Source organism: Sinorhizobium prairiense, assembly GCF_029201645.2.
Taxonomy (GTDB): Bacteria; Pseudomonadota; Alphaproteobacteria; order Rhizobiales; family Rhizobiaceae; genus Sinorhizobium; species Sinorhizobium meliloti_A.
Window position 1 is genome coordinate 978456 of record NZ_CP104131.1, and the last position, 13915, is coordinate 992370.

Genomic DNA, 13915 nt, shown 5'->3' on the forward strand with positions numbered 1-13915 from the left:
GTCCCGCTCTAATCTCCGCGGCAATTCAATGTGGAATTGCCCCTGATGTCGCTTCGCCTTGCCACCTTCAATATCGAAAACCTCATGAGCCGCTTCGATTTTTCCGGCTTTCGCAACCAGCTCAAGCAGGATCGGGTGTTGCGGCTCTTCGACGTTCGCAGCGAGGCGGAATACCAGCGTCTGGAAGAGGCACGCACGATCGCGCATACGGACGACACCCGGCAGATGTCGGCGCTGGCGATTGCCGATTGCGACGCCGATATTCTCTGCCTGCAGGAGGCCGACAACATGGCGGCGCTGCAGGCCTTCGAATATGGCTATCTGTTTCGCATGGCCGGCAACGGCTATCGCCAGAAATATCTGATCGAAGGCAACGACTCCCGCGGCATAGATGTCGCCGTGCTGATGCGGGAGGAGACCCGCGACGGCCAGAAGATCGAGTGCCTGGAGGTAAAGAGCCACGCTGCGCTCACCTATGAGGATCTCGACCTTTTCAACGACGAACTGGCACTTACGAACCGGCCCCGCGACCGCATCTTCAAACGCGATTGCCTCGAATTGGATGTGAGAATCGGCGGGAGGCCGCTGACCCTCTATGTGGTGCATCTCAAGTCCATGGGGCCGGCGCGCGAAGGTCTCGACGGCCGGCAGGCGACGATGGCCGTGCGTGTCGCGGAGGTGAAGGCCGTGCGCCATATCATCGAACGCCGCTTCGGCCGCGGACATACGGCCGACAAAGTCTTCGCCATCTGTGGCGATATGAATGACTATCAGGAGAAGGTGAAGGTGCTGGGCGACCGGCGCAACGGCTATGAATTCGTGCCGCATGAGGAAACGACGAGCGCGCTCGACATCCTCAGTCACGACGGTTTTGTCGAAAATCCCAATCTGCGCCGGCCGGTCCTCGACCGCTGGACGCTCTTCCACAGCAGGGGGCCGGAAGATCGGCATCTCTGCCAGCTCGACTATATCTGGCTGTCGCCGGAGCTGGCGCGCCGCAACGCGGCCCGGCTGCCTGAAATCATCCGTTCCGGGCAGCCCTATCGCACGATCTTTCCCGCGGGGCAGGAGGTCGAGCGTTATCCGCGCACCGGCTGGGACCGTCCGAAAGCCTCCGACCATTGCCCTGTTGTAATGACCTTGGATATTTGAAGATGACCTTACTGGAAACCAGCCAGGGGCAATGGCCTCTCGACGGGACGATCTTCCCGGTCTCGGACATCGATATAGAGGTCTCGCCCGAGCCCCATCCGTTCCATCTGGCAGAGGCGGATCGGGCGCGCGAAAGCTGGCGGCGGGAAATCGCCGCGAACCCACACCTTTTCGACGGCCGGATGGTACTGCAGAGGTCGGTCCGGATCACGGACGGGCGCATCAGCGCGCGAGCCCACATCGTTCCCTATTCGACCTTTCTCTGGTGGCGGAAAACGAGGGCGGCGGGCGCGAGCCATATCTTCGGCATGCCGATGCTCGTCTCTTCGGACGGCGCTTTGATCGCGATCCGAATGGGTGCGCACACGGCCAATCCGGGCCGGGTCTATAGCCCCGGCGGTTCGCTGGAGCCGGAGGACATCATCGACGGGCGCTGCGACGTCGCGCGCAACATCGCGCGCGAGGTCATGGAGGAAACCGGCATCTCGCTTTCCGAGGCGATCGCAGAGCCGGGCTGGCACGCCATCCGCATGGATGGCACCCTTACCGTTTTCCGCGTTTTCCGATTGGCGGCCACGGCGGAGGAAATCCTTGCCCGGGTGGCGGCGCATGTTGCTGCCGATCCCCATCCCGAGATCGACGAGGCGGTGGCGATCCGGGGGCCAGAGCCGACCGCACATAATTATCCGCCGTTCATTCCACCCATACTTGAATGGCTTTTTGCGCGTAGCCGCGGGCAGCAGATGGCGTGAAGGTACGTCGCCGCGGGCATTTTGCCTTGCCGCCGGGGCGCTGGCGTTGCAAGGTCGCGAGCGGTGCGGCACAGCAGAGTTTTGACCCGACGTCGCGGCGTCGGCAGACGGGATCTTCGTAATACCGCGCTACCCGGACCTAATCCACAACGACCCGGACCAATAAGGGGACATGTATGGCACGGCGTTACGCGATCTACGATGTCTTCACCGAGAAACGGCTGGCGGGCAACCCTCTGGCAGTGGTGTTCGAGGCCGAGGGGCTTGCCGAGGAAGCCATGCAGGCGATCGCCCAGGAGTTCAACCTTTCGGAAACGGTTTTCATCCTGCGGCCCGGCAACGCCGCCCATTCCGCCCGGCTTCGGATATTCACGCCGGCACACGAACTGCCCTTCGCCGGACACCCGACAGTCGGAGCGGCCGTAGCAATTGCGGAAGCGGCCTATGGGGAGGCCAACAGTGCGCTCGAACTGATGCAGGTACTGGAAGAAAGCGTGGGGCCGGTCCGCGCTGCCGTCAGGCTGAAGCCGGGAGCGGCGACCTTCGCCGAATTCGACCTGCCGCGCAAACCGATCCGGCTCCACGCGCAGTTGGACCGGCAGGAGATCGCCGACGCCCTTGCGCTCAAGACGACGCAGGTCGGCTTTGAAAATCATGTGCCGTCGTTCTGGAGCGCCGGCGTTCCCTTCGTCATGGTGCCCCTTCATGACGTCGGCGCGGCGGCTTCGGTGGAATTCGATCCGCAGCGCTGGGAGCACCTGGCACCGCTTGCCGAGGGCCGGCTCGCTGCAGCCTATCTCTACTGTCGCGGCGGCATCAATCATACAGCCCGCTTTCATGCCCGGATGTTCGCCCCGGGCATGGGCCTCGTCGAAGACCCGGCAACCGGCTCGGCCGCGGCCGCTCTTTCAGGCGCCATCAACTTCTTCGACGGCCTGGTCGATGGCCACCACCCCATGCTGATCGAGCAGGGGGTCGAAATGGGCCGCCCTTCCTTCATTCATCTGCATCTGGACATCGCGGAGGGCAAGATCGCGAGCGCGCGGATAGGCGGCCATGCCATAAAAGTTGCCGAGGGGGAATTGACGGTCTGAAGTGGCGGCGAAGGACGCACGAATGCACCGCGCTGAAATTTTTGCAGAAAACTTGCAAAGGGCGCTGGACAAGCCCGGCGAACGCCATTATACGCCCCACCAGACCGCAGCGAAGCGGTTCCGGTCGGGTGATTAGCTCAGTTGGTAGAGCAGCTGACTCTTAATCAGCGGGTCCACGGTTCGAGCCCGTGATCACCCACCAAAAACCTCAAATTCTCTGGCAATGCAGCAATGGTTCGGCCTACGCCCTGATGGCTCGGGCTCAGCTGACGAGCGGACTGCGCATAGTCGCCACAGCCGCTTGTGTATGACCGGCGGGAGCACATTCCGGGAAAGATCAAGAACTTCGTCAAGCTTGGCAGCCGGACCCTGCGACCGCAGCACCCGTTTGCATTCTAGGCCGACGGTTCTGCCCTCAACCGGCGCAAGCTTCGCGGTTGCGGCGGAGTTGAATTCGCGCGCCGATGCCGATAAACGCTTCCTCTCGCAGCGGTCGATCGGGAGCAGACCTTGAAAGAACTTCACTATCCTTTTCGCCGAGCTGAGAGCGAGCGGGTTCGCAGAGGGATATTCGATCGCGTTCTTACCCGTTACGAAACCTACAAGCTGACGGCGCGGGTCCGCAAGCGGAAGCGGACGATCGAGATGTCGTGCCTGACGCCGGGCGGGCAGCGGACGCTCGGCAAGGAAGACATTCCGCTCGTGTTCAATACGCATAACGACCGGAAGCTGCTGCCTTCGTTTCTCGCGCACTACCGAAGGCTCGGCGTTACCCGCTTCATCTGCGTCGATGACGTATCGTCGGACGGGACACGGGACTACCTGCTTGCGCAGGCGGATGTGGACCTTTGGAACTCGCCGGTGCGGTATCGCGATGCCCGCAGGGGGCGTGAATGGCGAGAGGCTCTGTTCGAGCGCTATGGCTGGAACCGGTGGTATCTGAATGTCGATTCCGACGAGTTCCTGATCTACGAGGATTGCGAGAACCGGCCGCTCGAAGCTCTTCTGCGGGCGCTGGAGAACAAAGGGGAAAAGCGCCTCGCAGCCCCGATGCTCGACATGTATCCGATCGGACCGCTCGGGGCTGCCACGCTCGACAGCGATGATGGCCGCATGCCGTGGGAAATCGCCGATCATTTCGACGGCTCCGGATACGAGATCAGCCATACGAAGCGGGCGATCAGCATCACGGGCGGTCCGCGGAAGCGCAAATTCGCCCATCTGCTCGAACTCATCAAATATCCTGTCATCTTCTGGGATAGCGAATGCAGCCTCGGCGTCAGCATTCATCAGCCGTTGCCCTGCGAAAGGAATTTCACCGCCGTCTCCGGTGTGCTGCTGCACTTCAAGTTCTTCTCCGACTACAAGGAAAAGATCGAACAAGCAGTCGCCGACGGGCAGTATTTCGATGCTGCGGCCGTCTACCGCAAGATGTTTGAAGATCTTCAGGAGACCGGTGAGTTCGACTTTTCCGATGCGTGCTCGACGCGGTTCTCGAGTTCCAGGCAGTTGCTCGAACTCGGCTTTATTGGACCCCTGCGCTAGCCCTAGCCGCGTCCGAGGCATCGGGAGGAACGGCGCCAAACGCCTCAATCGGGTGGACAGTTTACCGTTAGCTCACACCGAATACGAGGAAAGACGGGGCAGCACTCTTAAATTCCTGCGCCTCTGGCTCTATATGACCTCGTATTGACCGATTGCGGTCGAGAGACAGGGAAGGGTGGAAATGCAGCGTTTCGGACGTGTTCTGGCCATTGCGGCAATCGGTGTTGCGGCGATGATGACGGTGGTCGACGTCGCTGACGCGAGGCGGGCAGGCGGTGGCTTCGGCTCGCGCGGCAGCCGGACCTTTTCCGCCCCGCCGGTCACTCGGACGGCACCGGCACCGGCCGCGCCGATCGACAGAACCATGACACCGCGGCAGAGCACCCAGCCCTCTACCGCGACCAATCCGGCCAGCCAGAACCGGACCAATGCACGGCCGGGCTTTTTCAATGGTTTCGGCGGATCCATGCTCGGCGGTCTCATGATGGGCGGTCTCATCGGCATGCTGCTCGGCCATGGCGTCGGCGGCGGCATCGGCTTCCTCGGCCTGCTGCTGCAGGTCGGCCTCGTCGTTCTGCTGATCTCCCTGGCAATGCGCTTCTTCGGCCGCAACCAGCGTCCGGCCTATTCGGCGCCCGCTGCCTCGGCCCGCTCTTCGGCGGCAGCCGGCGCAGCCCCGTCCTTCCGTATTCCGCGGATAGGTGAAGCCATGGGTGGTGCTGCCACAGGGGCGTCAGCCGCCGCACCGGTACCGGTGCAGACAGATGAGATCAGCGTGGGCCAGGACGATCTCGATCGCTTCGAGGCGATGCTGAAGGATGTCCAGGCTGCCTACGGAGCGGAGGATTATGCGGCGCTGCGTAAGCTGACCACACCCGAAGCCATGTCCTACCTCGCGGAAGAGCTGAGCGACAACGCAACAAAGGGTCTCAAGAACGAAGTCCGCGACGTTCACCTCGTTCAGGGCGACCTCGCGGAGGCATGGAGAGAAAACGGTACCGAATATGCGACGGTCGCCATGCGCTACGAGAGCATCGACGTGATGCGTGACAGGGCCACAGGCAGGGTCGTGAGCGGCAATGCCGACGAGGCGACAGACGCCGTCGAGATATGGACGTTCGCGCGAAAGCCCGGCGCCGACTGGCAGGTATCTGCCATCCAGGGCGTCGAGGCCTGAACGCCCGCCAGCCTGACCGCCGGGCGGCAAGCCTGCCACCGGCATCATGATCCGATCAGAAGAAGGCGAAGATCGGCTATTGACGGCGCTGCTCTTTGCCGCTCTTTTCTGACGGGCGGATTCGCCTTAACATCTTGAATTCCGGTTGAGTTCTGCGCGGTGGTTCGTTCAGTCCGGCACGTGTCGGCCCGCTGATCTTTCGCCCGCAGCCGATCGAGGAGCGGCGATATGACGAAGCTTGGCAAGACGGGTGGCAGCGCGCGTACAACGTTCTGCGCTGCGGCGATCACGGTGTGGGCCCTTGCCGCCGGCGCCGCCGCAGCGGCGGATTGCAAAAGCGCTGCTGGACCGGGTACGGACTGGCAGGATTGCAACAAAAAGCAGATCATGCTGGGTGGTAGCGACCTCCCGGACAGCAATTTGTTCAACACCGATTTTACGATGACCGACCTGCGCGGGGCCAATCTCACGTCCGCTAATCTGGAGAAGGCGACGCTCGTTCGTGCTTCGCTCGCCAGGGCAAAAGCGGACAAGGCGAATTTCAGCAGGGTGGAGGCCTATCGCGGCAACTTTTCAGCCATCTCTGCGGAGAATGCATCCTTCGCGAGTGCCGAGCTGCAGCGCACTGACTTCAGCGGAGCACGGCTGGCAGGCGCCGACTTCGAGAAAGCGGAACTCGGGCGCGCCAATTTCGACAAGGCCGTGCTGACGGGCACGCGCTTCGCGATGGCCAATCTTTCGCGCGCCAAGCTGAGCGGTGCGGTTCTCGAAGGACCGATCGATCTGGATCGCGCCTTTCTTTTCCTGACGAGGATAGAGGGCGTCGACCTTTCCAGAGCGTCCGGGCTCACACAGGAACAGGTCGATCTCACCTGCGGTGACGGCGCGACCAAGTTGCCGTCGGGACTGGCCGCGCCCGCTAAATGGCCGTGCCCTCCCGACGACGATTGAAGCGTGAAGGGCGGGCGCTTCAACGATCACCGTTCGGTGCCGCAAGCTCGGCGGACACAAGCCTGAGACCCGGTCGTGCCTGCTGCGAACTCCGCGCCGGCTCTCCGTTGCGGCCGATCGTCCTGTGCCGCCGCTTCAGCCAGATCATAGCCGAGAGTGAAGGCGATTTTCTTCAGCATTTCGCGAGCGCGAAACTCATGACGGGCGATGGCCTGGCTTTCGGTGACGAAGTAGGCGGCACTGACAGCCTCGATGAGATTGAGGGCAGCGAGATTGACGACGGCGTATGTCTCGGCGCGGATCACAGGGCGCCTCCGAATTGCTGCCGGGGATTGTGCGTACCGAGCTGCCGCTGGACCTGGCTCGCATCTGCGCCGCTGCCGAACTCGCGCTCGCGATCGAGTGCGAAGAAGGCGTCGTCGACGAGATCCGTCGCGGGCCGGGCTTCACGCTGGAAGACATGCCCATCTGCACCAAGATGCCAGGCGAGCGAAGCCAGACTGGAATAGGCGGAGGAGAGAAAGCACTTGAGCGCCATCTGGTTCTGCGCGTCGGTCGAACGGAGAAAGTCGGCGGCGAAGAGTTCGTCGACCTGGCCATGAAGATCGGATCTGATTCGGGGGAGGGACATGTGGCGCTTATTCTCCTCGTATCGCTGCCGGCGTTCGTCCGCCGTGCAATTCTGCCCTGTGTTCACCCAACATTGCATCCGACACGATACATGTCAACATGAATTGTGTTGAGTCAGCCGACATGAGTGATGCCGTCGGGGTGCGGCAAAGGAATAAGCTCGCTGGTTCGACTTTCGCCCGACGACTGGGGGGCTTTGCGTCCCTCAGGCGTTGCCGGCGAGCGCGATATAATGGACGGAGTGAACGGTACAGGCTTCGAAGCGCAGTTCCTTATGGGGGTTGAACTGCTCGAGAACCAGTTCGGAGCTGTTGTGGCGCACGAACTTCTTGACGTAGGCCAGCAGGGCCCCGCCTTCTTCCAGCCGAATCTGAGCGATCACGTAGTCGCCTTTCCGGACGCGGCGGCTGGGATCGACGAAGCAGACCTCGCCGTCTTCGTAGCGCGGGTACATCGAATCGCCTGAAACCGAGACCGCATAGGCGCCCGAGATGTCCGAGAGTATCGGCGGCGCCATGACTTCGTACAGCACGTTGCCGTTCATTATGAATTCACCGTCAACCCCGCCGACTGCCTGACCGAAGACCGGGATCTTTTCCCCTGGCCGATTACCTTCGCACCGATCCGGGCGTTCGGCGCGTCGACTTCGGCCATTGTCGAGCCGGTCGCGGAGCCCGTGGAGCTTCGGCGGTCGGTGCCGGTCAGCAGCCAAAGCGGATCGACATTGAACTTGCGGCCGTAGATCTCCGCTTCGCTGAGTTCGAACTCATTCTGCCCATTCTCGTGGGCGCGATAGGTCGAGGCCACGATGCCCAAGGCATTCGCTGCGTCGGAGGCGAACCGATAGCCCGCTTTGACGCGCGCCTCGCGCAATCTTTCAGCTCTTTCGCTCATGATACGGGACTTAGCAATGTTGATAACATAAATCATGTTGACAACACGACATTATAGATGTCATTGGTAAAGTCAAGTCGCGGCTGCGGAGGCACCGCGACTGCTGGGAGCACGGGAAAGGGGAGTTCGAGAACAGTGGCGGAGAATTCGGAGCTGGCAAGGCAAACTCGACACTATCGCAGCGTACGGGAGCGGCTGGCTCGCCCGAGCGAAGCGATGGGCAGATCTGCGCGCATCAAAGAACTCGAAGGACAATTGGTCGACCTTGCTTCCGACAACGAAGCGAAAGGACGGCGGATTGCGAGACTGGAAGCCGATCTCGCCGATGCGGAAGCGCGGCTGCTCGCCCAGGCCCGAATTCTGCTTGGCAGCCGAGATAACGGTGCGTCGAATGAGGACGGCCGCGGCAGAGCGCCGATCGAGGAGATCGTTGCCGCCGTGCTCGAGGATTTTCCCGGTGTTAGCTGGGACGACATCATCAGTGTGCGCCGGGAGCGCCGGCTGGTGAAGCCGAGGCATGCCTGCATGCGCGCGGTCTATGAGCGCCGCCGGGATCTCTCGCTGGCGGGGATCGGCCGCATCTTCCATAGAGACCACACGACCGTGCTTGCGGTCGTGAATGATGGCGGTGCCGGAAGCCGGGCAGCTTCCAGAGATGACACCTTCGGCTGAGCCTTGCGGCGGCTCGTATTCCATACCCACCCTCAGTTCACCCTGAATACCGTCACGTCCCGCCGCTTCACGGCAGGTCGCCCGCAACGGATGTCTCAATCACCACGCTCGAAAGGATTCCCATGTTGACCAAGGCTCAGAAATTGCGTGCAAAGCGCAAGGCACAACTCGGACGGCCGCGGAAGGCCAATGCCGAGCGCTTTGCATGCGGCAAGATAAAGCCGGAGTGGTCCAAACAGGAAAGCGAAAAGGAAGCGACGGCTGTGGCGCTTGCAGCGCGCAAGCGCATGCATGGCCTCGAGTTCCAGAGGCGCGCTCGCCGGCTACACGCTCGGCCGGCTGTTTCTAGACGGGCGGATTACCGAGCAGCAGCGGGAGGCGGGCGACGACTACGCGGCGGCGATGGTGCGCTATTATCATTTGACCGGCATTCCGTTTCCAAGCGTCAGGGCCCAGCAGATCGGCCACGTAAGAGGACATGCAAGCGAGCCGAGCGAGGCTCGCGCCGTGAAGGCGAAGAACGCGGCGGAGAGAATGATGAGGCTTGAAGGCCTGTTGCTCGGATGCGAGGAGGGGCGGCAGGTGAAAGCCACCGTCTTCAACGTCTGCGTGATGGATTATGAAGGGTTGAGAATGATGCCGGAGGCCCAATTGGATTGGCTGAAGCGGGGCCTGAATGCCCTCCTCTTCGAAAAGGGCTTGCGTGAATATGGGAAGAAGGATATTTCGTTTGCTCCATAATAGGAATAATATCCTATATTTCGATCCGGCCTAAGCCGGTTCAGACCGTGCCACAAGAATGCCGGGCAAACCATCGTCCCAAAACCGCTGCACTTTTGGGCGAATAAAGGTTAAATGCTTTCAATGCGAAGGTGCCTCGAACGAGCATGTCGAGGCGCATCGACCGTTTCCCCGGAGCAGAAAGAAGGTGAGTCCGTGAAAGCTTCAGCAATGCTCGCCTTTGCGGTGATTGCCGTAGCGACAGGTATGCTACCGGCACAAGCCCAGACGTGCAGCACCGGACTTTGCGCCGGTCGTCCCGCGGGCAGCAGCAACCACGATCTCTTCATCGAGAGGGAATACCGCGACTTCCTGCAACAGCGATATCCGAACTACGGCTCCCGCTATCGCGGCAGGGCTCCCGACATCGGCATAGGCCCCGGTGCGACGGTGGGAGGCCCTTCGCCCCGGGCGGTGGACAGATCGCGCCTGCGCCAACGGCAAAAGGGGCAGTTCGACGCCAATGCGCATCTTCGCTGGTGCCAGGAGCGCTACGCTTCGTATCGCGCTGCGGACGACACGTTTCAGCCCTTCGACGGCGGGCGCCGCCGGTGTAACTCGCCTTACAATTAGAGGGGGTAACCCCTCAGCGCGTTTTGCGCAGGAGCTTAACAGCGACGTAAGCCGCGGACTGCGCCTGAAGCTGAGTGGCGAACTGACCCTGGGCCGGATAGGTGACGCCGCGATAGCTGAGGACGAAGGCCCAGCGCCCGTTCGTTCGCTTTTCGACCCTGATTTCGGCATCGGGCTTGTTATCTGGACTCACCGCAGTCTTCCTCGTTCGCCATTCAGCGCCGGCATGACCCCGGCGCGAGTAACTTGCGCATCCGGCGGCGGAAAGCAAGAGTTCGCGGCGGTGCCCGGCATGCCTGAAGCGCTGCCTGCCGCACCTGTAAATGGTCCAGTGCAGGTTTGAACGTCGTGCCCGGTTACTCGACGGATTTAACCGGGCCGAAACGCTCCATGACGAACGAAGTCTGGACGCCACCCTGCAGGCGGTCGGTCTTTTCAAGTTTTACGCTGGCGAACTGACCGGATTCGGCGAGGGGCGTGCGGTGCCAGGCCGTGGTGACGAACAAGCCGGCACCGACGATGAAACCGACGGCGACATAGATCCAAGGATTGCGCATGGACGAAGCTCCTTCTCTCGGGAAGGCAAATGCATTGCGGGCTGTCGTGGTTCCCCGACGATCGGGATACTGGCCTAAATTTCAGTCTCTATAGTAATGTTCAAAGCAATGTGTGTTGCCTCGGCACGAAACGTCGTCCGACATCGAGCAACGATAGCGAACCGATCGCTGCCGTTCATCCGAGACATCATTATCGAAATATATACCCAAGCCCTCAAGCATCAGCCTTTCAGGATTGAAGCAGAGGCCAATGTCTTATGCAAGGAAATTATAATATACATCTGTACAACAAAATTTGAGCGGCCTCTTCATCAAGCAGGCATCCGAGCAGCGGGTTCATAGCGGCCTGCGCGTTGGCAGCAGCAGGCGAACTTACCTCCTGCGGTCCGCCAAGAGACATCGGAGAGATTTCCCGTGGGTAAATCGAAAAACAAGCGCTCTTGGCGTGACGAAGGCTTGCGCACCGAGAGGCATTTGCGGTATTCCATAAATCAAGGATAGGAATTTTATCCTCTCAGGGCTTCAGCATCGTGATCTATGGCTCGTTGAGATTCTGATACCCGCCCCGGGTTGTCCAGTGCTCGTCACAGGGTCCAGTGAGACCAAGCCCTTGGGCCGAAAGAACGCTTCCCGCGCCGCAGACGCGGCGCTGCTGGATCTCTGTGACAAGCACAGAGATGAGGGAGGGGATTGCAGTCCTCCGATATGTTTCCCGGGCCGCGCAGTCGGCAAGATGGCTTAAATACACGCAAACGGCAGCTGCCGTAATGTCCACCCTCCCGATCTCCTCATCCCTGCGACAAGCACAGGGATGAGCACGGAGGAGGAATTGCAATCCTGCTCTGATCCTGCGGAGGCGACCTCGAAAACGTCCGGCGCTCCTCTCGGCGCGGCGTGCTCCTCACTTCCAATTCATGGTTCACGGCGATGCCGCGCGTTCCAAGACGCCGCGGCGCCGTGTGCGGCCGGCGATGCGCTTCCGCGTCACCCGAATCCGCGAGGCGGATTCTGCGTGAAGACGCGTTGACCCCAAAATCTCGCATGATCCAGGCGCCAGCGGCGCCGGGCGAGTGGGCGGCATCGCCGGCCGCAAATGAATTTGATCCACCGCAATACCCGCGAAACGCAAATGTTCATGAGGAGAAGTCCATGAGTGAAAGGAAGGGCCAGCCCCTCCTGGGCCAACGATGACACTTAAACAGGCGTTATCGAGGTGGCGGGAACAGGCGGCATCCAACATGCTTTCCCAATGGATCCGCTTCAGAGACCTGGCTTCGGCGACCGGAGGCGGTTAGCCTAAGTACTCGACTGCTATGACGAGGTTGCCGAAGAGTATCTGCCCCGGGTCGCCTGATACTCTCGGGGTGTAGTAAAGAGGAACGACGCGGGGACGTCCGCTCCAAAGGCGCAACGTAGGAAAACCAGTGTGGCTCACGCAGCAGGCATCCTGCTGCGAGGGGGCGTTCCAAAAGCTGAACGTGTAAGATGAGGCCGACATATCCCGCAACTGGATCACGTGCTCACCGATCGGCACGAAACAATCATCTTCTCCATCGCACCAGCCGCTCGTTTGCTCGAAACTTCTGTCAGGCATTTGAAGCCAGGCCTTCACGAAGTATTGCGGTTCGCCCCGTTCCCCCGCAGAGGCGGAGATCGTCGATGCGGCAATGAGAAAGGCGGTGGCGAGGCTTCGGCGCATATTCCCTCCGTGGCGGTTTTCTCTTCGATAAACGAGGCGGCACAGTCCTGTTGCGCCAATCTGATCCGGGATTCTGGCGCAATTATGGATTGCATATGGCGGGAAGATTGTTCCAGAAATTGTGGTCATGAGCTGCCGGCCCGAGAAGGACGAGGAGCGGAGAAATTCATGATGAAAGATCAGAGCACCATGCCGGAGGCGGAAGCGCCGGACGCGGCGGGCATGCCGGCTGCGAGAGGTGAGGGCAGCCCGCTGGGGAGCAGCTTTCTCGGTGCCGTGCGCGCGGATTTCGCCCAGCATGGCAGCGAGGTCATCGCTCGCATTCGCGACGAGAAGCCGGAAGCCTATCTGAAGCTCGTCGCCTCGGTTCTGCCGAAGGACCTGAGTGCAGCAACCGGCGGGGTTGACGATTTGTCGGACGAACAGATCATCGACCGGATCCGCGCGCTGGACGCTGCGATCCGGCCACTGCTTCCAGCCAGGAAGAGGGCAGGCGGCCTGCGAAAGCGCGTGCCGCCCGCGAAAGTGCAGCTTTAATGCGTCGGCGCCACTCTTGCCGAGACAGACGCTTCGCTGCTCGAGAAGATGATGACGGCAAAGAGCAGAACGCCGGCGAAGGCGATGAGCGACGAAACGGCGACGATCGGCTCCACGGCCGTGTTTCCGGAAAGCATCAGGTAGAGCGACGGGATCAGGACGGCCACCCCGAAGGTGTAGACCGCGTACTGAATCACCGCCAGCCGCCTTGCCGCCTTTTGAGGATTAAGCGCGTGATAGCCGCCGAAAATCGCCATGGTTACCCAGCCGAGCAGATTGGCGTGGGCGTGGGCGCCCGTTGCGGCATGGTTGCCTGTGATCGACATATGCAGGCCGATCGAAATGCCCAGGATCAAAAAAACAATCGCCGTTCTGAAATAAAGATTTGCAATACGTGGCATCGGTTTCCCCTCCGAGAAAAAAAGAAAATTAGCATGTTCTCATGCGTATGAGAACATGCAGATAAAAGGCCCTTTCACGCCGTCTCGCTGTTCCAGATGTGACAAATCGGAAAACGAGAATCAGGCTTCCAAGGAAACTGCCCGTTCTGATTGAGTGTTGCCCGCATACGGGTCGCGTGGGGCGTGGAACATATTCTGACTTCTCGCATTCGTAGGATGAACGATGTTCTTTGTAGCGCACCCACATCTTCGGAGGCGCGCAAAAGTCGCTGCAGAAACTCGATTTGGCGCGTGATTTCGTTCGCAGAAATTTCGATCGTGCAAGGGAGAACCGCAATATGCTTGGCACCGTCCTCCTCATTATTCTGATCCTGCTTTTGATCGGCGCCATTCCGGCCTGGCCCTACTCGTCCGGCTGGGGATACGGACCTTCGGGAATTCTCGGCGTTCTGGTCGTGGTCCTGTTGATCTTGCTCTTGATGGGCAGAATCTGAAGGCCCG

The 13915-nt window shown here is 60.9% G+C and carries 15 protein-coding genes, 1 tRNA gene and 4 pseudogenes; 13 read left to right on the forward strand and 7 right to left on the reverse strand.

The features are described 5' to 3' along the window. Positions 1 to 45 precede the first annotated feature (45 nt). From N0Q91_RS07295 to N0Q91_RS07330, 8 genes and pseudogenes are all read left to right on the forward strand, one after another. Positions 46 to 1152 carry an endonuclease/exonuclease/phosphatase family protein gene (locus N0Q91_RS07295; RefSeq protein ID WP_275597726.1) on the forward strand — a complete coding sequence of 369 codons (1107 nt, stop codon included), beginning with the start codon at positions 46 to 48 and terminating at the stop codon, positions 1150 to 1152. 2 nt (positions 1153 to 1154) lie between these two features. Continuing rightward, positions 1155 to 1904 (forward strand): NUDIX hydrolase, encoded by a 750-nt coding sequence (locus N0Q91_RS07300; RefSeq protein ID WP_275597727.1) that lies wholly within the window; start codon positions 1155 to 1157, stop codon positions 1902 to 1904. A gap of 176 nt (positions 1905 to 2080) precedes the next feature. Then, a complete protein-coding gene (locus N0Q91_RS07305; RefSeq protein WP_018095325.1) occupies positions 2081 to 2998 on the forward strand; it encodes a PhzF family protein in 918 nt (305 codons plus the stop codon). Positions 2999 to 3124: 126 nt separating this feature from the next. Further along, a tRNA-Lys gene (locus tag N0Q91_RS07310) sits at positions 3125 to 3200 on the forward strand. A 104-nt stretch (positions 3201 to 3304) separates the two neighbouring features. Next, positions 3305 to 3397: pseudogene (locus N0Q91_RS07315) on the forward strand (Stf0 family sulfotransferase); the annotation flags it as partial. A gap of 246 nt (positions 3398 to 3643) precedes the next feature. Then, positions 3644 to 4543 carry a glycosyltransferase family 2 protein gene (locus tag N0Q91_RS07320; RefSeq protein ID WP_275598097.1) on the forward strand — a complete coding sequence of 300 codons (900 nt, stop codon included), beginning with the start codon at positions 3644 to 3646 and terminating at the stop codon, positions 4541 to 4543. Between the two features lie 181 nt (positions 4544 to 4724). Further along, a complete protein-coding gene (locus N0Q91_RS07325) occupies positions 4725 to 5720 on the forward strand; it encodes a Tim44 domain-containing protein (RefSeq protein WP_275597728.1) in 996 nt (331 codons plus the stop codon). Positions 5721 to 5948: 228 nt separating this feature from the next. Next, positions 5949 to 6671, forward strand: a complete 723-nt coding sequence (locus N0Q91_RS07330) for a pentapeptide repeat-containing protein (RefSeq protein ID WP_275597729.1) — start codon at positions 5949 to 5951, stop codon at positions 6669 to 6671. Positions 6672 to 6690: 19 nt separating this feature from the next. On the opposite strand, the pseudogene N0Q91_RS07335 reads toward N0Q91_RS07330, so the two are convergent. From N0Q91_RS07335 to N0Q91_RS07345, 3 genes and pseudogenes are all read right to left on the reverse strand, one after another. Further along, positions 6691 to 6976: pseudogene (locus N0Q91_RS07335) on the reverse strand (hypothetical protein). Continuing rightward, the gene (locus N0Q91_RS07340) at positions 6973 to 7302 is read right to left on the reverse strand and encodes a hypothetical protein (protein WP_100674862.1); all 330 of its coding nucleotides are present in this window, start codon (positions 7300 to 7302) and stop codon (positions 6973 to 6975) included. Before N0Q91_RS07340 ends, N0Q91_RS07335 begins: the two are co-directional and overlap by 4 nt. A gap of 204 nt (positions 7303 to 7506) precedes the next feature. After that, positions 7507 to 8195: pseudogene (locus tag N0Q91_RS07345) on the reverse strand (LexA family transcriptional regulator). Between the two features lie 135 nt (positions 8196 to 8330). Between N0Q91_RS07345 and N0Q91_RS07350 the strand changes: the two are divergent. The 3 genes and pseudogenes from N0Q91_RS07350 to N0Q91_RS07360 all read left to right on the forward strand — a co-directional run bounded on the left by N0Q91_RS07350 (position 8331) and on the right by N0Q91_RS07360 (position 10220). Continuing rightward, positions 8331 to 8867 (forward strand): helix-turn-helix domain-containing protein, encoded by a 537-nt coding sequence (locus N0Q91_RS07350; RefSeq protein ID WP_275599863.1) that lies wholly within the window; start codon positions 8331 to 8333, stop codon positions 8865 to 8867. A gap of 122 nt (positions 8868 to 8989) precedes the next feature. Further along, positions 8990 to 9608, forward strand: a pseudogene (locus tag N0Q91_RS07355) (hypothetical protein). Positions 9609 to 9854: 246 nt separating this feature from the next. Continuing rightward, complete coding sequence (locus N0Q91_RS07360) at positions 9855 to 10220, forward strand: BA14K family protein (RefSeq protein WP_275598098.1); 366 nt, start codon at positions 9855 to 9857, stop codon at positions 10218 to 10220. A gap of 13 nt (positions 10221 to 10233) precedes the next feature. Here N0Q91_RS07360 and N0Q91_RS07365 read toward each other — a convergent pair whose 3' ends face one another. From N0Q91_RS07365 to N0Q91_RS07375, 3 genes are all read right to left on the reverse strand, one after another. Continuing rightward, positions 10234 to 10413 (reverse strand): hypothetical protein, encoded by a 180-nt coding sequence (locus N0Q91_RS07365; protein ID WP_275597732.1) that lies wholly within the window; start codon positions 10411 to 10413, stop codon positions 10234 to 10236. A gap of 163 nt (positions 10414 to 10576) precedes the next feature. Then, positions 10577 to 10777: a hypothetical protein gene (locus N0Q91_RS07370; RefSeq protein ID WP_018095315.1), complete on the reverse strand. Its 201-nt coding sequence runs from the start codon at positions 10775 to 10777 to the stop codon at positions 10577 to 10579. A gap of 1291 nt (positions 10778 to 12068) precedes the next feature. Beyond that, a complete protein-coding gene (locus tag N0Q91_RS07375; RefSeq protein ID WP_345774917.1) occupies positions 12069 to 12476 on the reverse strand; it encodes a hypothetical protein in 408 nt (135 codons plus the stop codon). Between the two features lie 171 nt (positions 12477 to 12647). On the opposite strand from N0Q91_RS07375, the gene N0Q91_RS07380 reads away from it, so the two are divergent. After that, positions 12648 to 13013: a hypothetical protein gene (locus N0Q91_RS07380; RefSeq protein WP_275598099.1), complete on the forward strand. Its 366-nt coding sequence runs from the start codon at positions 12648 to 12650 to the stop codon at positions 13011 to 13013. Here the strand turns inward: N0Q91_RS07380 and N0Q91_RS07385 are convergent. After that, positions 13010 to 13414 (reverse strand): hypothetical protein, encoded by a 405-nt coding sequence (locus N0Q91_RS07385; RefSeq protein WP_018095312.1) that lies wholly within the window; start codon positions 13412 to 13414, stop codon positions 13010 to 13012. The two genes, N0Q91_RS07380 and N0Q91_RS07385, sit on opposite strands and share 4 nt — an antisense overlap. Positions 13415 to 13752: 338 nt before the next feature. Here N0Q91_RS07385 and N0Q91_RS07390 point away from each other — a divergent pair, with 338 nt between their 5' ends. Then, a complete protein-coding gene (locus N0Q91_RS07390; RefSeq protein WP_020487478.1) occupies positions 13753 to 13908 on the forward strand; it encodes a DUF3309 family protein in 156 nt (51 codons plus the stop codon). Positions 13909 to 13915 lie beyond the last annotated feature (7 nt).